This is a genomic window from Paludisphaera borealis, assembly GCF_001956985.1.
Lineage (GTDB): Bacteria > Planctomycetota > Planctomycetia > Isosphaerales > Isosphaeraceae > Paludisphaera > Paludisphaera borealis.
Genome location: NZ_CP019082.1, coordinates 6,059,172 through 6,079,323 on the forward strand (window position 1 = coordinate 6,059,172; position 20,152 = coordinate 6,079,323).

The 20,152-nt window shown below is 67.2% G+C and carries 14 protein-coding genes; 10 read left to right on the top strand and 4 right to left on the bottom strand.

Annotated features, from left to right (window positions below; genetic code table 11):
- Positions 1 to 85 precede the first annotated feature (85 nt).
- From BSF38_RS23460 to BSF38_RS23480, 5 genes are all read left to right on the top strand, one after another.
- Complete coding sequence (locus BSF38_RS23460) at positions 86 to 1,336, top strand: glycosyltransferase family 4 protein (protein WP_076349536.1); 1,251 nt, start codon at positions 86 to 88, stop codon at positions 1,334 to 1,336.
- Positions 1,337 to 1,390: 54 nt separating this feature from the next.
- Positions 1,391 to 2,146, top strand: a complete 756-nt coding sequence (locus BSF38_RS23465) for a sugar phosphate nucleotidyltransferase (protein WP_076349537.1) — start codon at positions 1,391 to 1,393, stop codon at positions 2,144 to 2,146.
- Positions 2,147 to 2,163: 17 nt separating this feature from the next.
- Positions 2,164 to 3,933, top strand: coding sequence for a glycerol-3-phosphate 1-O-acyltransferase PlsY (gene plsY / locus BSF38_RS23470; protein WP_076351360.1), 1,770 nt, complete (start codon positions 2,164 to 2,166; stop codon positions 3,931 to 3,933).
- A gap of 424 nt (positions 3,934 to 4,357) precedes the next feature.
- Positions 4,358 to 4,675, top strand: a complete 318-nt coding sequence (locus BSF38_RS30900; protein ID WP_145952288.1) for a hypothetical protein — start codon at positions 4,358 to 4,360, stop codon at positions 4,673 to 4,675.
- Positions 4,676 to 4,893: 218 nt separating this feature from the next.
- Positions 4,894 to 6,423, top strand: coding sequence for an MFS transporter (locus BSF38_RS23480; RefSeq protein ID WP_237170582.1), 1,530 nt, complete (start codon positions 4,894 to 4,896; stop codon positions 6,421 to 6,423).
- A 31-nt stretch (positions 6,424 to 6,454) separates the two neighbouring features.
- On the opposite strand, the gene BSF38_RS23485 is transcribed toward BSF38_RS23480, so the two are convergent.
- Complete coding sequence (locus BSF38_RS23485) at positions 6,455 to 7,510, bottom strand: hypothetical protein (RefSeq protein WP_076349540.1); 1,056 nt, start codon at positions 7,508 to 7,510, stop codon at positions 6,455 to 6,457.
- A 1,323-nt stretch (positions 7,511 to 8,833) separates the two neighbouring features.
- Here BSF38_RS23485 and BSF38_RS23490 point away from each other — a divergent pair.
- Positions 8,834 to 9,316, top strand: coding sequence for a cupin domain-containing protein (locus BSF38_RS23490; RefSeq protein WP_168189436.1), 483 nt, complete (start codon positions 8,834 to 8,836; stop codon positions 9,314 to 9,316).
- A gap of 26 nt (positions 9,317 to 9,342) precedes the next feature.
- Here the strand turns inward: BSF38_RS23490 and BSF38_RS23495 are convergent, their stop codons facing one another.
- The 3 genes from BSF38_RS23495 to BSF38_RS23505 are packed head-to-tail and all read right to left on the bottom strand — an operon-like array spanning position 9,343 to position 12,571.
- Positions 9,343 to 9,954, bottom strand: a complete 612-nt coding sequence (locus tag BSF38_RS23495; RefSeq protein ID WP_076349542.1) for a Uma2 family endonuclease — start codon at positions 9,952 to 9,954, stop codon at positions 9,343 to 9,345.
- Between the two features lie 14 nt (positions 9,955 to 9,968).
- Positions 9,969 to 11,369 carry an aminotransferase family protein gene (locus BSF38_RS23500; protein ID WP_076349543.1) on the bottom strand — a complete coding sequence of 467 codons (1,401 nt, stop codon included), beginning with the start codon at positions 11,367 to 11,369 and terminating at the stop codon, positions 9,969 to 9,971.
- A complete protein-coding gene (locus BSF38_RS23505) occupies positions 11,339 to 12,571 on the bottom strand; it encodes a M20 family metallopeptidase (protein ID WP_076349544.1) in 1,233 nt (410 codons plus the stop codon). Before BSF38_RS23505 ends, BSF38_RS23500 begins: the two co-directional genes overlap by 31 nt.
- Positions 12,572 to 12,735: 164 nt before the next feature.
- Here BSF38_RS23505 and BSF38_RS23510 point away from each other — a divergent pair, with 164 nt between their 5' ends.
- The 4 genes from BSF38_RS23510 to BSF38_RS23530 all read left to right on the top strand — a co-directional run bounded on the left by BSF38_RS23510 (position 12,736) and on the right by BSF38_RS23530 (position 20,134).
- A complete protein-coding gene (locus BSF38_RS23510) occupies positions 12,736 to 13,959 on the top strand; it encodes an SGNH/GDSL hydrolase family protein (RefSeq protein WP_168189437.1) in 1,224 nt (407 codons plus the stop codon).
- Entirely contained in the window at positions 13,956 to 17,441 is a 3,486-nt protein-coding gene (locus BSF38_RS23515; protein WP_083713331.1) for a PVC-type heme-binding CxxCH protein, read from the top strand. Before BSF38_RS23510 ends, BSF38_RS23515 begins: the two co-directional genes overlap by 4 nt.
- 248 nt (positions 17,442 to 17,689) lie before the next feature.
- Entirely contained in the window at positions 17,690 to 18,901 is a 1,212-nt protein-coding gene (locus tag BSF38_RS23525; RefSeq protein WP_076349547.1) for a GspE/PulE family protein, read from the top strand.
- A 150-nt stretch (positions 18,902 to 19,051) separates the two neighbouring features.
- Positions 19,052 to 20,134, top strand: coding sequence for a type II secretion system F family protein (locus tag BSF38_RS23530; RefSeq protein WP_076349548.1), 1,083 nt, complete (start codon positions 19,052 to 19,054; stop codon positions 20,132 to 20,134).
- Positions 20,135 to 20,152: the final 18 nt, after the last annotated feature.

Below are 20,152 nucleotides of genomic sequence, written 5' to 3' on the forward strand. Positions count from 1 at the left end.
GCTCCAGTTACCGACGACCGGGATGCGAAGACTTGAGGATGACGGCGCTTCAGGACGCACGCATCCTAATCGGGAGATCAGATCCATGCGGTTGGCCTTGAATTTCCCGCGCATCGATCCCACGCGAGGCGGGGCCGAGACGTACATCGTCGACCTCTGCCGGAGCCTAGTTCAGGCCGGTCATCATGTCGATCTGTACGCCTCGAGCTGGGCGGAAGGTGCCTTGCCCGCCGAAGTGCGCTGCATCAAGGTCGAAACCCAGGGCGCGAGCCGTCGCGGGCAGATCAAGAGCTTCGCCGACGCCTCGGCCCGGGCCCTTGAAAACGCCCAGTACGACTGCACCGTGGGCTTCATCAACACCTACGAGCACGACGTCATCATCCCGCAAGGAGGCGTCCATCGCGGCAGCCTCCAGGCGAATTCGATGCGGTTCTCCAGCCCGCTGGTTCGTCGACTTTACGTTCTGGGCAAGGTGCTCAATCCGAAATACTGGACCTACCGCGCCATCGAGCGTCGGCAGTATGCGCCTCGTCGTCAGGCCCGGGTGATCGCCGTCAGCAACATGGTCAAGGGGCACGTTCAGGAATTCGAGAACGTCCTGCCCCCCTTGATTCACGTCGTCCCCAACGCGATCGACCCGGCGCGGGTGCAGGTCGCCCAGCCGTCGGCCGTCCGCTGCGGGTTCCGCAATCGTCTCGGCCTCGAACCCAACGACCTCGTCGGCCTGTTCGTCGGCCACAATTACGCCCTCAAGGGCCTCAAGCCGCTGATCCGCGCTCTGGCCGCTCGCCGGCGCGAAGGCGCCCGGCCGATCCACGCGCTCGTCTGCGGCGGCGGCCGGACCGGTCCGTACCGTCGGCTGGCCGACAAGCTGGGAGTCGGCGACGTCGTCCACTTCCTCGGCTTCCATAACGACGTCCGCGAGTGCTACTGGTCGAGCGACTTCTTCGTCTTGCCGACCTACTACGACCCGTGTTCGCTGGTGGTCCTGGAAGCCCTCGCGTGCGGCTTGCCCGTGATCACCACCACCTGCAACGGCGCCAGCGAGTTGATGACCGACGGCCGCCAAGGCTACGTCTTGACCTCGCCCGACGCCCAGGGCGAACTCGTCGCCGCGCTTGATCACATGACCGACGACGACCAGCGGCGCGCCATGGCGGCCGAGGCCGTGAAGCTCGGCCAGGCGCAGACGTTCGACCGCCACGTCGCGGCGCTTTTGAAGGTTTTCCAGGAAGTCGCCGCAAGCAAGGCGAGGCACGGATCGCACGGCCGTCACACGGGCTCCGGGCCGCACGCCGCGGTCAGCCCGAGCCGCAAGAAAGCCGGGCGCGGCTAGCCCGCCGTCGGGATCGAAGAACAGGTTCAAGACCCAGGGAAGGGGAGCGGAACGATGAAGGCCGTGATTCTGGCGGGTGGCAAGGGGACGAGGCTGCGGCCCTATACGCACGTTCTGCCCAAGCCGTTGATGCCGCTCGGCGAGGACGACCCGATGCCGATCATCGAGGTCGTGCTCCGCCAGCTCGTCCGGTTCGGCTTTCTCGACGTCACGATCATCACCGGCTACCTCAGCGAACTGATGGAGAGCTTCTGCGGCGACGGCCGGAAGTTCGGCGCTCGGATCTCGTATCGCCGCGAGGTCACGCCGCTGGGGACCGCCGGCGGTCTCACGCTGCTGAACCGGCCGACCGAGCCCGTGCTCGTCATCAACGGCGACATCCTCACGACGCTCGATTATGGCGCGATGCACGCGTTCCATCGCGACCGAGGGGCCGCCGCCACGATCGCGTCGTATCCGCGCGAGGTCAAAATCGACTTCGGCGTCCTCCAGTTCGGCGACGATCCGCACGTCTTGACGGGATACCAGGAAAAGCCCGAGTATTCGTTCCAGGTGAGCATGGGCGTTTACATCCTCGACCCCCAGGCCTGGGACTTCCTCAAGGCCGGGGAAGCCGTCACCATGCCCGAGCTGCTCGAAGCCATGCGAACGACCGGCAAGGCGGTCCACTGCTACCGGCAGAAGTGCTACTGGCTCGACATCGGCCGGCACGACGACTACGCCACGGCCAACGAGATCTTCGACAACCGCCGAGCCGCGTTCCTCGGGCAGACCGACAAGTCGATCCTCAAAATCGGGCGCGACCAGTGACCTTGGACCCCTCCTTGATGACGTCTTTCTCGCTGACCGCTCTCGCGTCGTACGCGCTCGGGTCAGTTCCGTTCGGCTATATCGTCTATTACCTGGCGACCCGGACCGACGTCCGAACGGTCGGATCGGGCAACATCGGCGCGACGAACGTGGGCCGGTTGCTCGGCTTCCGCTACTTTGTGCTCGTCTTCGTCCTCGACCTGCTCAAGGGGCTGCTGCCGACGGCGGGCTTGCCCTGGCTGGCGGGTTGGCTCGGCTTGCCGACGCCCGCCGAGCTGCCTGTCGTGGCGGCCCTGGCGGCGATCGTGGGGCACAACTTCCCCGTCTACCTCGGATTTCGAGGGGGCAAGGGGGTCGCCACCAGCCTGGGGGCGCTGCTGGCGCTCGATCCGATCGCCTGCGCCGCGGCAACGATCGGGTTCTTCGCGGTCTTCCTCGTCACGCGATACGTCTCGCTGTCGTCGATGACCGGGGGCGTTGCGTTCGTGGCCGCGTACTTCGCGCGAACCGCCGAGCCCTGGAGCCGGGAGCACCGCGCCATGAGCCTGCTCGCGCTGGCGGTCGTCGGACTGTTGATCCTCCGGCACCGCAAGAACATCGGCCGCCTGATCGCCGGGACCGAAACCAAGGTTCCGCTTCGAGGTCGAAAATCGGGGGGGCCTCCGTCCGCTCTGCCGGCCGGCAAGATTCAGCCGATGATCCTTCTGAGCCTCGCGTTCGCGGCTGTCTCGATCGTCGCGGGGGCGTCGTGGCTGATCCATCGCGCTCGGACTCCGATCGAGGTCCAGGCGGGACCGTGGAACCTGCGGGAGACCGACCGCGAGTCGACGGGCCAGCAGCGATCGACCCGCGTCGTCTTCAACGACCGAGGGGACAAGCTCGCGGTGATGTGCCCGCGCTACAACCGCGTGCTGGTGTACCGCATCGCCGACGATTTCACTCTCGAACTCCTGTCGAAGATCGAAGTCGCCGGCCGACCGGTGGCGATCGCGGCGGCGGGCGATAAGCTTGTCGTTCTCCTGCGTCCCGCGAATGACCGGAAGCATCTGGAACCCGGCTGGTCCGAGGTCTTCACCTTTGCCGGCTCGCAGGTCGGGCCGCGAATCCTCGCCGGCTATTACCCTGACGACCTGAGCGTGACGCCCGACGGCCGCCATCTTCTGGTTCTGTGTTCCGGACGCGCCGAGGGGGACGCGGACAAGCCGTCGCCCGAACTGACCGTCCTGCCGGCCGACTTCGGCTCGAACGCCCCCGAGCCGCTAGGCCGCGTGACTTTCGAGTCCGGCGACGATCCCGACCGCCTGACAGTCTCATCGGGGGGGACGCGCGTCCTGGTGTCGCTCGCGCATTCGAAGCAGTCGATCGCCGTGGACCTCGCCGACCTCGCCGCTCCGGTCGCATCGGGTCGCACTGATCTCGCGGCCGACGAATTCCCCTACGTTTCGCAGGCGCCCGACGGCGACTGGATCGTCATGCCGACGGGCCGCGAGTCCGAGGCGGTCGTCGTGTCGGCTCCGCACTCGTCAGCCTCCCCCGACTACCTCGTCCTGACCCGGCCCGAGGACTCGGCGCTCGAGATCGTTCAGGTGTCGCCCCGGCGCACGCTGGGCCAGTTCCCCGTGAAGGGGCCGTTCAACCTCGGCGGGACCGAGACGTCGGGCCTGGCCTATTGCCGACCACGGAGTCTCCTGGCCGTCACCACAAAGCCGGGGACCATCCATCTGATCCACCTTGAGTCTCGACTCGACGCCGCCGATCAGGTCGCCGCGACGGTCCCGGTTCGATGACCGATCGGCTAGCTGAGGGGGCCTCGCATCTGTTAAAATAGAGAAGTACGGAACACTTTCCCGACCGCGACGGACGGCCCGCCCCGGGAGCCTTGCCGCTTTGGAACACGCACAGAGTTCAGGACCTTGGTTTTGCCCGGGATGCCGCAGGCCGGCCACGCCGACAGCCTATTCAAAGGCGTGCGCGCACTGCGGCGACCGCCTGATCTCGAAGGGTTATTGCCCGGTCTGCGAGGACTTTCTGTCGCTCCCCGCCGGTGATTCCTGCCCGAAGCACCAGATCACGCTCGAAAGCCACGCCCCGCCAGGGCTGACCGGTCGTCTCGCCGACGAGTCGTCCGCCTGGGTCGAGGTGGGCCATTACGCCGACTCGCTGGCATGCCAGCCTCCTCGCATTCGTCTGGAAGCCGAGGGCATCCCGACGATGATCGACGGTGAGCGCATGGGGGATCGGTCGATGTACTCGGTCGCCACGGGCGGCGTCCTCCTTCGCGTTCCCGAGAACCTCGCGGACGAAGCCCGGATTATCCTCTCGCAAACCTGGTCCGCCACCGCCGCTGCGCTCGATATCGAGGAAGACTGGCCGGACGACGAAGAAGGCGAAGTGCCGGCCCGTGAGCCAGATACCCACCACTTCGCCCCGGAAAACGTCTCGCCCCTCGCTTCCCTGGCGGTTCTCGCCCTCGGACTCGCGCTGATCCTCGCAGCGCTGACGTTCCTGAACTGGTTCAAAACGAACTGACCGCTCGGACTCTCGGGAACCGGCTCCAAAACCACGGCCTTCTCGCCGATCCTCTCGGGATCGAACCGTGTCCCCCTTGGCGAGGTTGCTAGAATGCCACATCGATGAAGCCTGGACACTTGTTGGCACGTGGAGTTGGTTAAATGGCGGAAGCGGGAAAAAATGGGAATTCCGGGGATGAAGTCGAACAAAGGGATGTAAGCTCAGAAGGGACGCCGATGCCGCATCGGCGGATGGTGACGGCGGCGTTGCTGGTGGCGATGACGGTCACGGCGCTTGAGCAGCTTGTGGTTTCGCCGGCGATGCCGACGATCATCTCGCAGCTCAAGGGGTTCGAGATTTATCCGTGGGTCGTGTCGGCGTATCTGCTGGCCGCCACGGTCAGTACGCCGATCTACGGCAAGCTGGCCGACCTGTTCGGTCGCAAGCGAGTGCTGCTGTTCGGGCTGGCGCTCTTCAGCGCGGGGTCGATGCTTTCGGGCGCGGCGCAGAGCATGGGGCAGTTGATCGCGATGCGGTCGATCCAGGGGCTGGGCGCGGGGGCCGTGGGGCCGATCGTTCTGACCCTGCTCGGCGACCTCTTCACGCTGAAAGAGCGGGCGCGGATTCAGGGGCTTTTCGCCGCCGTCTGGGGGCTGTCGAGCGTCGCCGGGCCGATGATCGGCGGCTGGCTCACGGTCGAGCTGGGATGGCGCTGGGTCTTCTTCGTCAGCGTCCCATTCGCGGCGATCGCGATCGTGATGCTCGTGGTGGCGGTTCACGAGCGGGTCGAGCCGCGCCGGGTGGCGCCGATCGACTGGGCCGGCGCAGGGTTGCTGACGGCGGGGCTGTCGGGGCTGTTGCTGATCGTGCTGGACGGCGCCTCGCTCGGGCTGACGAACTGCCTGATCCTGGGCGCGGCGACCCTCGCCTTGATGACGGGCTTCGTGGCCTGGGAGCGCCGCGCGGCCGATCCGATCCTGCCGATCGACTTGATGACCCGGCGGGTGATCGCGACCTCCGTGGCGGGCAGCTTCTTGATCGGCGGCATCCTCTTCGGGATCGAGACATACGTGCCTCTGTACGTGCAAGGGGTGCTCGGCGGGACCGCCAAGGAGGCGGGCAGAGCGCTCATGCCGTTGTTCTTGGCCTGGGCGGTTAGCGTCACCGTGGCGGCCCGGGCGGTGGTGCGGTGGGGGTTCCGGGGCGCCGGCGTGTTCGGATCGTGCTTCATCGCGGCGGGCATGCTGACGCTCGCGGTCGGGGCGGCTTACCCGTCGACCGCCAGACTGACGTTCGCGGTGGGGTTGGTCGTGATGGGGATCGGGATGGGGCCGACTTCATTAAGCTTCATCCTCGCGGTGCAGCACGCGGTGAACTGGGGCCAACGGGGTGTGGCGACGGGCGCCGTGCAGTTCTTCCGGACCATCGGCGGGGCGATCGGCGTCGGCGCTCTTGGCGGCGCCCTGGCCTGGGAGCTCTCGCGGTTGCTGAAGATCGCCGGCGCGGCGGGCGTCGACGTAGGCTCGGCCTTGCGGACCGAGACGCACCACCTGCTCCCGACCGGCGCCCTGGCCCTCGTCCAGACGAGCCTCGCTCATTCGCTGCGGGACGTCTACTTGATGATGGTGTTCCTGTCCGTCGGCTGCCTGGTCTGCGCCGTCTGGCTGCCGGGCCAGGGCGAACCGGCGTCGTCCGAGACCGACCAGGCCGCCGAGGCCCAGCCGGTCGACATCGAGAACCTTGCGATCGCCGGCGGCGAGGCGTGACCGGCGGTCGGCTCGCCGGGGCGAGCAAGGCTCACCATGGTCTTCGGCGCTTGCCGCGGCGGGGCTCGTACCAGTACCAGGGCATGGCCATGCGCTGAAAGACCCTCAGTCCCGACGCGATGACCACGAATCCCATGAACATCAGGATCAGCGGCATCAAAGCGGGCAGGATCGCCAGGAACAGGCCCAGCACCCAGAGCAGGACCCAGCCCTTGATGAGCATGGCGACGACGTCGGTTACACGGAGATTGGACGCCAGCGTTTGGAGCCGGCTCGCCGCAACGGCCAGGTCGTCCAGGACCGATCGCGAAGGGAACCCGAAGCCGTCTCGGGGCTGGTAGGTTCGCGGCGAGGGCTGGTGTTGGACGTCGGCCAGCGACCGTCGGACGTCGCCGATCCGCTCCTCCGCGCCGATAGGATCGGCGGTGAGGATCTTCTCGGCGTCGTCCAGCTCGCGCTGGGCCAGCCGAGCCTCGCGGCGGTACAGGTCGCTGGCGCCGCTCGACAGCTCGCCCCCCTCGAGCGCGTGTTCGACCAGGCTTAGTTGCCGCCGCGCTTCTCTCACCGATTTCCGGGCGACCTCGTGGGCCAGGTTGAGCCGGTCGAGACTCGCCTCGCAGAGACTCGACTGCTTGATCAGGTCTTCGAGACCGCCACCGGCCAGCAGTTCGCGAGCCTCCTCGGTCGGCTTGACTCCGAACGTCGACGCGGACCGCATCCGTTGCTCGGCCTGGTTCCAGACCTCCATCACCGCCAGCCACCGCTCCCACATCCGTTCCAGGTCCGCGCTCACCTGGTCGTACAACGCCAATGTCGCCCCCGTCATCGGCTCGACGAAGTCCGGGTCGGTGCTCGGCAGCGTCTTGTGGCGCTGTCGCAGCGAGTCTAGCTGATCCATCAGGCCGACGGCCCGCTCGCGGAACTGCTTGAACTGCTCTTCGACGGTGATTTGGAGCTGTCGCCTGCGCTGATACAGAACGATGAGCGCGACGAGGCCCAGGAGCCCGAACAGGAGGATCAAGCCCAGCGGCAGCTTGATCTCGGGCCAGCCGATCAACGACCAGGTCACGATGGAGGTCCGAAGCATCGAGTTCCAGGTTCCTTTCTTTCGAGGTCGAGAACGGCGTCGCCGTCCCATCTCAAACTATCCGTCGCCGCCCCACGAACACCCGCCGTCCGTCTCGCGACGTTGCATGCGCGGGATGCGCCATCATGCGAAAACCGTTCCGCATTCGCTCCAAAACGTCGGCCCCTTGAGGCCGGCCTCGCCCAACCGCCTCGGACACCGACCGACTCGCGGATTTTGGGTTCGTTTGCTGTTTCCATGATCGCCCATGAAGAGTCGCAACCTGTTGTCCTCAAGTGTTTTGTATCGGCCTCTGAATTTGGCTTCGATCGCGCGGAAAACCCCTCGGCGCCTCGCATCTGCTTCTCGCTTCCTCACCCCTTCGGATTGGGTCCGTTCGCGCGGAAAACACTCGATTTTCTTCCACAGGCGACCTTCCAGCGCCCTCGCCATTGGATGAGGACGCCCCCGACGAATTGGGTCCGTTCGCTCCGAATTCCCCGGGCCAGCTCCTGGGGAAATCGCTGTAAATTGAGATCAAAAAACGTATTGCGTCTCTTCAGTCGACTCCGGAAATTGGCTTCGTTTGCTCACGAATCCGGTGCCAACGGGTTGAATGACCGCCCTGTTTCACCCGGTCGTCCTCGATTCGCGTCGATGCGCGGATTGAGTCCGCTCGCGCGTTTTTGCCCCCCACGGCGACTCGTTCCCCTCGCATCGCCGGCTGATCGGATTGGGTTGCCATGGAAAGAGTCCCGCGAGGGCATGCCCCGATACAAACCATCATGACGCCGTCGGCACACCGGACCCCATGAAAATGAGCTGACGAGAAGTCACGCGGGCGGCCTCTGAATGGAAGCCCGAAGCGCCAGCGAGTGAATCTCCGGTCGGCCAGCGGGGAATTCACTCGCTGGCGCTTCGAGCTGATCTGAAAAATCGCCTTGGGACGAACCAGTGCATGCCCGAGTACAAGCCCGAAGCGCCAGCGAGTGCATTTCCGGTCGGCCGTTCGGGTCCATGCACTCGCTGGCGCTTCGGGCTTGTACTCGGACCCGGCCGGCGCGATGCCCCATTTTCATGAGGCCGGGTGTCCCCACGGCGTCATGGTGGTTTGTATTCGAACCGAGTCGACCACCTGGGCCGCGCATCCTTCGCTCGATTGCCAAAGACCCTGTCGGTCGCTAATTCTCCAATCTAAATATACGACATGGGAGGCTCGATCGAGGAAGCCTCGTCGGGGGGGCTGTTTGGTCGGACGGTCGACATCCCGGTTCCAACACTCGTTCCTCCGGTTTACGATGACGCCTTGTCCTGGAACCGCCAATGACGACCGGAGTTCGCCCCATGTCGCGACGTATCCCCCCCTTCCGCCGCTCCACGACTCTGACGACGCTGCTCGCCCTGGCCCTGGGATCGGGCTGGGCCTGGCGCGAGGTGGTCCATGCGAAGGAACGCGCCGCGCTCGTCCCCTCGCAGACCATCGGCCTCGATCAGGTGCCGATGTCGGTCGCCAACGATCAGGGCAAGCCGGTCGGGAAGATCGGCCTGTACCTGCAAGGCGAGACCGAAGGCTGCTCCAGCCTGGTGACGGGGAGGTTCGTCATCGACCCCGGCAAGTCGCCCCACGCCCCGCACGTCCATCCCGACGAGGAGATCATGGTCATCGAGTCGGGCCACGGCGAGATCTTCTGCGACGGCAAGACGACCAAGGTCGGCCCCGGCTCGGTGATGTTCTCGGCGCCGAACGTCTCGCACAACATCAACAACACGGGCGACGAACCGCTCGCGTTCTACTTCGTGAAGTGGGTCCCCAAGACGGCCCGCTGAGAACTTCGAAGGCCACGGGGCGGATCTCAGGGCAGGATATCCGCCACCGCCACTGCGCCCAGCTCGCGGCCGTCGACGACGACCGTGACCGCTTCGGTTGGATCGAGAGTCCGGACGACCTGATATGTCCCCGCCTCGGGCTGCGAATAGACTTCCAGTCGACCATCGACGATGTTGACGATCCAGTAGACGGGGATTTCACCCGACGCGTAAATTCGGAGCTTCTCCGTGCGGTCGAGGCTGAGACTCGAATCGGCCACCTCGACGATCAGGGCGACCTGGGCCGAGTCGGGATGCCGCCTCGCATAATCGCGCGACCGCCCGCGAACGACCGCCGCGCCGGGCTCGGGCTCGCTGACGCCGCCGATGCGGATCGGGTCTTCCCGCGTTACGAAATACCCGTCTGGCGCCAGCCTGACGAGTGCTTCGGCCACGGCGCGGGCCGCGACGGAATGCGCGGGTTTCTTCGTCATCTTGGTCACCAGAAACCCGTTGATAAGCTCGACCTGATCCTGTTCGGTCAAGATCTCGGCGTCCGCCATCGCCTCGTACTGGTCGACGCTCAGCCTGTAGAGCGTCGAAACGACGGCGGCCGGAACCGAGCCCGGGGTCCCCGGCGTCGATGTCGTCGTGCTCATGGATTCCTCCGAATTCAGCGGCCGGCTTCGATGCCTTCCTCGGCCAGGATTTCGCCGAGGCTGCGATCGAGGACGGCGATCATGGCGTCGATCTGTTCGGCGGTCACGATCAAGGGGGGGCCGAAGGCGATCCAGTGGGGGTCGAACCGGCAGAGCATGCCGTGTTCGAGGGCTCGCCGGCCGACCTTCACGCCGAGGGCCGTCGCGTCGGGGAAGCGTTCCTTGGTATCGACGTCGCGGACGAATTCGATGCCGAGGAACAGCCCTTTGCCACGAATGTCGCCGATCACACGGTGCTTGCTCGCCAGCTCCTCGAACCGACGACGGAGCTGCGAGCCGCGCTCGCGTGCGTTGGCGAGCAGGTCGCGTTCAATGATCTCGCTAAGCACGGCGATTCCGGCCGCGCACGAGATCGGGTTGCCCTCGAACGTGTGGCCTTCGACAAACCCCGGATTGGTCGCGATCGGCCCCCAGAAGGCGTCGGCGATCGGGCGGCGGCAGATCATCGCCGAGATCGGCGCGTAGCCGCCGCTCATCCCCTTGGCGATGCACAGGATGTCGGGCGTCACGCCGAACGTCTCGGCCGCGAACATCTGCCCCGTGCGACCGATCCCCGTGATGATCTCGTCGAAGATCAAGAGGATGTTGTGGCGGTCGCAGATCTCCCGGAGGATCGGCAGATACTCCTCGGGAGGGTCGATGATTCCGCCCGTGTGGCCGATCGGCTCGACCATGATCGCCGCGACCGTGGCCGGGTCTTCCATATCGATGACCGACTCGATGAGCGTCGCGCACGTGATGTCGCAATCGGGGTATTCCTTGCCGAACGGGCAGCGGTAGCAGGTCGGCGGAAAGACGTGCAGGAAGCCCGGGGCCATCGGCTCGTTCACGGTCTTGCGCGACTTCAGGCCCGAGGCCGAGAGCGCGCCCAGGGTCGAGCCGTGCCACGACTGGTAGCGGCTGATGATCTTGTACTTGCCGGGCGAGCCGGTCAGCTTGTGGTACTGCCTGGCCAGCTTGATCGCCGCTTCGGTGACTTCAGCCCCGCCGGTCTCGAACTTGACCGTCGAGAGGTCGCCGGGCGCGAGTTCGGCCAGCATGTTGGCCAGTTGCACGGCGAGCGGGTTCGTGCCGTGCATGGGGGGCGAGAAGGTCAGGACGTCGAGCTGGGCGCGGATGGCGTCGATCACGCGGCGGTTGTTGTGGCCGACCGAGGCGACGTAAATGCCCGAAAGCGCGTCGAGGTACCGCTTGCCGGCGACGTCCCAGTAATAGACGCCGTCGGCCCTGGCCATGATGAGCGGCTGCTTCGACCACTCGGCCATCTGGTCGCGGACGAAAATCTGGCGGAGGAACGCCTCCTCCGAGGTCTGGGCGGCGGTGATCAGATCGGGTACGGCGCCGGCTGCGGCCATTCCTCATCCTCCGTTTGCGCTCTTCCCGAAGCACAGTAGGCCACGGCCGTGAGCGCGTAGAGCAGGGCGACGCGTTCCATATCGGCGATGTCGGCCCATTCGGCGACCGTGTGCTGGCCGCCCGCGCGCGGGCCGTGGGTGATGGCCGGGACGCCGGCCAACGCCCAGAAACTGTTGCCGTCATCCACGAACGGCTTGCCGCCCAGGGGGATGCGGCGGTTCGAGATCTGCTGGTAACTCGCTTGAAAGATCGAGACGAACGGGTCGGCCTGATCGAGATGGAACGCATCGCGAATGAACAGCCAGTCGCATTCGATGCGCGTCCCCGACTCGCGCGCCAGGTCGGCCAGCAGGGTGCGGAATTCCGTCTCGGTCGCGCGGCCGTCGGTTCCCGGCAGCCATCGCCGGGTGCCTTCGAGCCGGCATTCCTGAGGGTACTGGTTGTAGATCTCGCCCGAGTGGATCTGGCCGATGAAGACGCTCGCGGAACCGCAGATCGAGTGGACGATCTCAGCCAGCTTCGCGTCCCATCGCTTCAGCCGCGCGACGAGTTCGGCCCCCGCCGCGATCACGCTGGGCTCGTCCATCGGGCGCATCACTTCATGGACGGGCGGACCGGTGCGGCTGATGCGGACCTTCCACGTCGCGCAGCCGCGGCCGTCGGTCGGCAACACGTCGGACAGCGGTTCCGGGAGCAACACCGCGTCGCCGACGATCCCCTCGCGAATCAAGCGGTCGAGCTGGCGGCCGTCGCCCCAGGGGGCTTCGTGCAGGTCGTGGGCCGTCAGCAGGATTGAGCCGGCCGTAAGGGCCTTGGAGTCGCGGAGCATCCGGAGCGCCTCGACCGCGGCGGCCACGCCCCCCTTCATGTCGGACGCGCCGCTGCCGCGCAGCAAGTCGTCCTCGACGCGGGCGGGGACGAACGGCAGGTGGACGGTGTCGAGGTGGCCGTTGAACTGGAGCGTCCGCCCCGGCTTTCCCGTCTCGAACCGGACGACGACCGCCGGCGCGGCGGGATGCCCGCCGTCGGGCCGCTCGACCTCGAAGCCGTCGGCCTCAAGGATCTCGGCCAGTCGATCGCAGGCCTTCCCGGCCTGGCCGGTGGGGCTCGGAGCGTCGATCAGCAGAAAGGCCGTGTCGACCAGCCGGTCGCGGTCCCGATGCTTGACGAGATGATCGATAATGCTCTGTGGATGATCCATCCGTCCGATGATACAACGGCGTATCGCCTTGCACCATTGGCTCTCGACCGGGAATCGAGGTCCCGTTACAGTTTGTTTTACAGTGATGAGATCCCGATCGAGAGGCGATCGCACTCCGGCCGCGTCCGGCCGCTCCCCCCGCCCGAAATCATCGGAGGTTGATCTTGCCCCCTCTGCGCGTCTCGACCGCACGGCCGCTCTTCGCGGGCCTGCTCCTCGTCCTCGCCGCGACGTCGGCCAAGGATGTCCGAGCTGACGGCCCGCCCAAACCCTGGGTTTTCAAGGACCACGACCGCATCGTGTTCGTCGGCGATACGCTGATCGAGCGCGACCAGCGCTACGGCTATCTCGAAACGGTGCTGACGATCGAGAATCCGAGCCTCGACCTGACGTTTCGGAACCTCGGCTGGAGCGGCGACACGGTCCGCGGGCTCTCGCGAGCGGGCTTCGATCCCCCCGAAGCCGGGTTCAAGGCGCTCAAGGAACAGGTGCTGGCCGCCAAGCCCACCGTGCTGATCGTCGGCTACGGCATGGCCGACTCGTTCGACGGCCCGGCGGGGCTTTCCCGGTTCGTCGAAGGCTACAACGCCTTTCTCGATGCCGTCGCCCCGGCCAAGGCGCGGTTGGTGCTGCTCTCCCCCTTGCCGCACGAAGCCTTGCCGGCCCCGCTGCCCGACCCGACCGCCCACAACCGCGACCTGGCACTCTACGCCGAGGCCGTCGGCAAGATCGCGCAAGAACGCAATGCTGCGTTCATCGACCTGTTCAACGGCGTCCAGCGCCAGCGCGGGGGCCCCAGGGCCGGGGTCGCCCCCGATACCGACGACGGCATCCACCTGACGGCCCTGGGCTCGTGGCGGCTGGCGGACTCGTCCTTCTTGGTAGGCTCCAGGAAGCGGACCTTCACGACACTGCCGTTCGACGTGAAGGACGTCGAAGAGACGGATCAGGTCAGGAAGTTCGTCAGCTTCGATTCCCGACTGCACCGTCCGCTCGCCCCCGGCGATGCGAACGACCGGACGTACGTGCTCCAGTTCCAGGGCCTCAAGCCCGGTCGCTACGTACTGAAGATCGACGGCCGGCCCGTCGCCGCTAGGACCGCCGAGGAGTGGGCCGCTGGGGTCGGACTCCCGCCCTGGCCGGCGATCGAGCAGGTCGAGCAGCTTCGCAAGACGATCAACGAGAAGAACCTGCTGTTCTTCTATCGCTGGCGGCCGCAGAACATCACCTACCTCTTCGGATTCCGCAAGCACGAGCAGGGGCGGAACGCGATCGAGATCCCTCAGTTCGACCCGCTCGTCGACGCCAAGGAGAAGGAGATCGCCCGACTCCGCAAGCCCGTCGCCCACACTTACGAGCTGATCCGAGAGAACGAGGTGTCCCAATGAGCAACCGAACCCGGCGCTCCGCGTCCATCCTTCTTTGCAACCTCGCCGCGTTGTTGCTGACCCTGAACGCCTCGACGTCCGCGCTCGCCCAGAACGCGACCGGGCCGCTGCCCGACCCCGATCCCGAGGTCGAGCGCAAGTCGTTCATCATGGCCGACGGCTTCGAGGTCAACCTCTACGCCGCCGACCCCCTGATCGCCAAGCCGATCCAGATGAACTTCGACTCGGAAGGCCGCCTCTGGATCGCCAGCTCCGAGGTCTATCCCCAGATCAAGCCTGGCCAGGAAGCCAACGACAAGGTCTTAATCGTCGAGGACGCCGACGGCGACGGCCGGGCCGAGAAGACGACCGTCTTCGCCGACGGTCTCTTGATCCCGACCGGAGTCGAGCCCGGCGACGGCGGCGTCTACGTGGCCAACAGCACCGAGCTGCTCCACTTCAAGGACACCGATGGCGACGGCAAGGGCGACGCGAAGCGCGTCGTGCTCTCGGGCTTCGGCACCGAAGACACTCACCACCTGCTCCATACGCTGCGGTGGGCTCACGACGGCATGCTGTACATGAATCAGTCGATTTATATTCACAGCCATATCGAGACGCCGCACGGCGTGCGCCGGCTCAACGGCGGCGGAATCTGGCGGTTCCGGCCCGAGACGATGGAGCTCGGCGTCTTCGTTCGAGGGTTCGTGAACGCCTGGGGCCACCAGGTCGACCGCTGGGGCCAGTCGTTCGCCACCGACGGCGCGGGGGGCGAGGGGATCAACTATTGCCTGCCGGGCGCGTACTACGTGACGGCCGTCGACGCGACGCGGATTCTCAAGGGGTTGAATCCGGGCAGTCCCAAGTACTCCGGATTGGAGGTCGCCAGCGGCCGGCATCTGCCCGAGTCGTGGCAGGGGAGCATGCTGACCAACGACTTCCGGGGCAACCGCGTCTGCCGGTTCGTGGTCAGCGACGACGGCTCGGGCTTCGCCTCGCGCGAGCAGTCCGAACTCATCAAGACGCGCCACGCTTCGTTCCGGCCGATCGACGTGAAGATGGGGCCCGACGGCGCGATCTACATCGCCGACTGGTACAACCCGATCATCCAGCACGGCGAGGTCGACTTCCGCGACCCCCGGCGCGACCACTCGCGCGGCCGGATCTGGCGGGTCACGGCCAAGGGCCGTCCGCTCGTCGAGCGCCCGAAGCTGGTTTCGGCCGACGTCCCCCGCCTGCTCGAAGCGCTCGCGGCCCCCGAAGACTACACCCGGCACCACGCCAAGCGCGTGCTCAAGGATCGGGGGGCCGCGAAGGTCGTCCCCGCGCTGGCGGCCTGGGTCAAGGCTCTCAAGCCGGCCGACGCCCGCTATGAGCATCTTCGGCTCGAAGCCCTCTGGGTTTACCAGGGGCTCAACGTCGTCGAGCCCGCGCTGCTCGGCGGCTTGCTCGAATCGCCCGACGGCCGCGTTCGCGCCGCGGCGGTCCGCGTCGTCGAGTTCTGGAAGGACCGACTGCCGGACGCCCTGGCCCTGCTGGCGCCTCGCGTCGAGGATGAGAACCCTCGGGTGCGGCTCGAAGCGGTCCGCGTCCTGGCCCAGATTCCTAGCCAGCAGGCCGCAAGCCTGGCCATGCGGGCGCTCGACAAGCCGGTCGACACGTTTCTCGACTACGCCTTGTGGCTGACCGCCCGCCAGCTTGCGCCGGCGTGGCTCCCTGGCGTTCAGGCCGGGACGTTCGATTTCGACGGCCACCCGCGCCGGCTGGTCTTCGCCCTTCAGGCCGAAGGGTCCGCCCAGGTTCTCAAGCCGCTGCTGAGCCTTTACCGATCGGGCCGCGTGCCCAACGAGCAGGACGAGGCCGCGCTGAACCTGATCACGGCGGTCGGCGGTCCCAACGAGCTGGCCCTTGTGCTCGATCTGGTGGAACGTGAGAAGTCGCTCCCCAGCAGCCGCCGGGCGACGTTGCTGAACGCCCTGGTTCGCGCCAGTCGCGATCGCAAGGCGGTGCCGTCCGGCGACCTGTCGGCCCTCGGCGCCCTCTTCGCCGAGCCCGACGACGCGCTCCGCGCGGCCGCGGCGTCGGCCGCCGGCGCGTGGAAGATCGTGGGGCTCGCTCCCAAGCTGACCGAGCTGGCGAAGGACGAGAAGGTCGCGCCGGCGGTCCGTCAGCAGGCCGTCGGGGCCTTGCTGGGGCTCGGCGACGCCGAATCGGCCCGCGTGGTCGAGACGCTCGCCGACTCGGGCGGTTCCAACGGGGTTCAGGCCCTGGCCCTCGCCGCCCTGGCTTCTCACAATCCCCAGGCGGCCGCCCCCCGCGTCGCGCGCTGGCTGGCCAGCCTCAAGGCGGATCAAGCGGACGAGGCGAAACGGGTCGTCGCGCGGTTCCTCGAACGTCGCGACGGCCCGGCCGCGCTGGCCAAGGCGATCGCCGACGCGAAGGTCGAATCCGACCTCGCCAAGCTCTGCATCCGCGACGTCCAGGCGTCTGGACGCTCGGCTCCCGAGCTGATCGACGCCCTCGGCAAGGCCGCCGGCCTGGGCGCGACGAACCGCGTCTACTCGGCCGAGGAGAAGACGGCGATCCTCGCCGAGATCAGCCACGGCGACCCCGCGCGCGGCGAGGCGATCTTCCGACGCGCCCAGTTGACCTGCCTGAAATGCCACGCGGTCGCCGGCTCGGGCGGCCAGGTCGGCCCGGGACTGGAGAGCATCGGCGCGAGTGCTCCGATCGACTACCTGCTCGATTCGATCATCGAACCGAACAAGGCGGTCAAGGAGAACTTCCACTCGCTCATCGTCGGAACCGACGACGGCCGCGTGATCAACGGCATCAAAGTCCGGCAGTCGGACGCCGAGCTGGTCGTGCGCGACGCCGACGACCGCGAGGTCGCCATCCCGGTCAGCTCGATCGAGGACCAGAAGCCGGGCCCCTCGCTCATGCCCAACGGGTTGACCGATCCGCTCACCCGCGCCGAACTGGTCGACCTGGTCCGGTTCCTCTCCGAGCTGGGCAAGATCGGCCCTTACTCAGTGGGCAAGGATCGGGTCCTTCGCCGCTGGCAGGCGCTTGAGAGCACGCCCGAAGCCGCCACGGCGATGATCCGCACGAGCATCGAGGCGGTGATCCAGAACCAGCAATCGTGGGCGTGGCGGCCGATCTACACGACGGTCGGCGGCGTCTTGCCGTCGGGCGAGCTGCCGGTCAATCCCCGCGTCAACCAGGCGCCGCCGATCGCCGTCGCGCAGTCGGCCGTCCAGTTGACGACTCCAGGAAAGATCAAGCTCCGGTTCGATTCGGCGAAGGACCTGTCGTTCTGGATCGACGGCCGCCGCGTCGAACCGACCTCGGCTGAACCCGATGCGCTCGTGCTCGACCTCGACCGCGGCGCTCACATGTTGTCGGTCGCCTTCGAGCCGGCCCGCCGCCCCGAAGGCGTGCGGTGCATTCTCGAAGACGTCGCCGGTTCCTCGGCCCAGGCCCTTCCGGTTCTGGGGAAGTAACGCCAGTCGTCTCTCATGTGTGAGTCGTTTCATGGCGGACGAAGCCTCGATACAGCCGCTGCCACCGTCTCCGCCGCCGTCGCCCGCGTCCGCGTCCGCCGACGATTCTCCGCAAGACCGCTGTCCGGCGTGCCCGGTCTGCGGCGGGCGGCTGGTCGAGCGGCGCGGGAAGCTGATCTGTTCGCGATGTCGGACAATCTGCGAGACGTGCTGCGAGGGCGGACGCGGCTGAGGAAGAATGGGATTCCATGCCTGAGACGTCGCTGCACGAGGCGTTGAAAAAGCTTGACCCGAGCCGTCCCCAGTACGCGACCGAAGTCGTCGATCGCGTACTGGCGGCGGCCGTTCAATCGGGCGCGAGCGACGTCCATTTTCAGCCTGTCGAGAACGGGCTCGACCTCCGCTGGCGGATCGACGGCGTGCTGCGATCGGTCGCGACGCTGGGCCGGCAGGGGGCTCCCAACGTCGTCGCCCGGCTCAAGGTGCTGGCCGACCTGCTGACCTACCGGACCGACGTCCCCCAGGAGGGCCGAATTCGCGGCGTGGCCGGCCAGGTCGAGATGCGGCTCTCCAGCTTTCCGACGCTCCACGGCGAGAAAGCCGTCGTCCGACTCTTCGCCGGGCCGGGCCGCTATCTGACGCTCAATGACCTGGGACTCCCCGACGAGGTCGGCCGGGTCCTCTCGGGTCTACTCGACGAGACTTCCGGCGCGATCGTCCTGTCGGGACCGGCCGGAAGCGGCAAGACGACGACGATCTACGCGTGCCTTCGCGAGTTGGCCAAGCGGTCGGCGGGGGCCCGCAGCCTGACCACGCTCGAAGACCCGATCGAGGCGGCGATCGACGGCGTCTCGCAGTCGCAGGTCAACACCGCCGCCGGCCTGACCCTGGAGGCCGGCCTCCGCGCGCTCCTGCGGCAAGACCCCGAGGTGATCGCCATCGGCGAGGTCCGCGACCGCACGACCGCCGAGATCGCGCTTCAGGCCGCTCTCACCGGACACCTGACGCTCACGACCTTCCACGCCGGCAGCGCCTGCGAGGTCGTCGGCCGTCTGCTCGACATGGGCATCGAGCCCTACGCCATCCGCAGCGGGCTCCGGGCCGTGGTCGCCCAGCGCCTCGTCCGCAAGCTCTGCCCCGCCTGCTCGACCCCTTCCGAGGCCGTCGAAGACCGCCTCGGCCTCGCTGTCCGCCAGGTTCGCCTCCCCAGGGGCTGCGAGGCGTGCAACGCGGGTTACTCCGGCCGGATCGTGCTCGCCGAACTGCTCTTGCCCGAGAGCGAGGAAGTCGGCCAGGCCGTCCTCGCCCGCGCCGACGTCCGCCGGCTTGAGGCCGTCGCCGTCGCCGCCGGCATGACCACGCGCTGGGACCGCGCCCTCCAGGCCGTCGAGGACGGTCGAACCTCCCCCGCCGAAGTCCGGCGCGTCCTGGGCATGGGCGAAGGACCACGTCCCGGCTGACCCGCCCCACGTCAGTCCGACAAATGTCGTCTAAAGCGAAAGCCGCTGCTTGACGCCCTGTGACAATTGTGATAGGAATAAAACTGTCACACATGTCGGAGGCAAGCGGATCGGTTTGCGACGGCCGCGTCGCGCGGGGGTCGAGCAGTCATGTCCGAGGCGAGTTCGGCGGGGAGCGGCGCGCGGCCGGTCACGATCGACCAGTTGATCGCCCTGAACGAGGAGATCGTGGCGCTTGTCAGGTCCGGTTCGCCGCTCGAGCGCGGGCTGGTGAAGGCGGGCGAGGACCTGCCCGGGCGGCTGGGCGCGGTCACGAAGATTCTGGCGGATCGGATGGGACGCGGCGAGGACCTGGTCTCGGCTCTTGAGGCCGAGAAGGACGCCATCCCGCCGCTTTACCGGGCGGTCGTGGAGGCGGGGAGCCGGACCGGCGACCTGGCTTCGGCCCTTCAGGGGCTCACCCGCTATCTCAGGGGGTACTCCGAGACCCGCGCCGCGATCGGGTTGGCGCTCTGGTATCCGCTGCTCGTCGTGACGCTGGCTTACGGGCTGTTCATCGGGGTGGTGACGCAGCTCGTCCCCCGGTTCCGGGAGGCGTTCGAGCAATTCGACCTGCCGGCGACGCGGGCGCTGTCGTTCGTCGAGCGGGTTGGCGAGCTGGCGCCGTACTGGTGGCCGATCTGGCCGATCATGCTGTGCTGGATGGCCTTCGCCTGGTGGCGGTCGGGTCGCGCGGTCCAGTTCAGCGAGAGCGGCTGGACGTTCTTGAGCTTCTTTCCGTGGATGCGGCCGATGCTCAAGGACCATCAGTCGGCCGGCTTCGCCGAGCTGCTGGCGCTTCTGCTCGAAAACAAGGTCGCGTACCCCGAGGCCGTCTCGCTGGCGGCGGAGGCCACGGGAAGCACGCCGCTCATCAACGAGGCTCACGCGTTGTCGAAGAATCTGGAGCAAGGCCGGCCGGCCGGCGAGGCGCTTCGCGGCGCCCCCGGTCCGGCGTTCAGCCCGCTGCTCCGCTGGGTGCTGACTAGCGATCAGCAGCAGGGCTCGATCGTCGAGGCGCTGCGGAACCTGGCGCCGATGTACCGCAAGCGCGCGGCGTATCGTGCCGAGAAGCTCCGGCTGTTCCTGCCGTCGATCGTAATGATCCTGGTGGGGGCGTCGGCGACGTTGCTTTATGCGTTGACGTTGTTCCTGCCGCTTACCGGCATGTTGAGTCGGCTGGCGGGCCCGTAAAGCCGGCGCCGCGGGAGT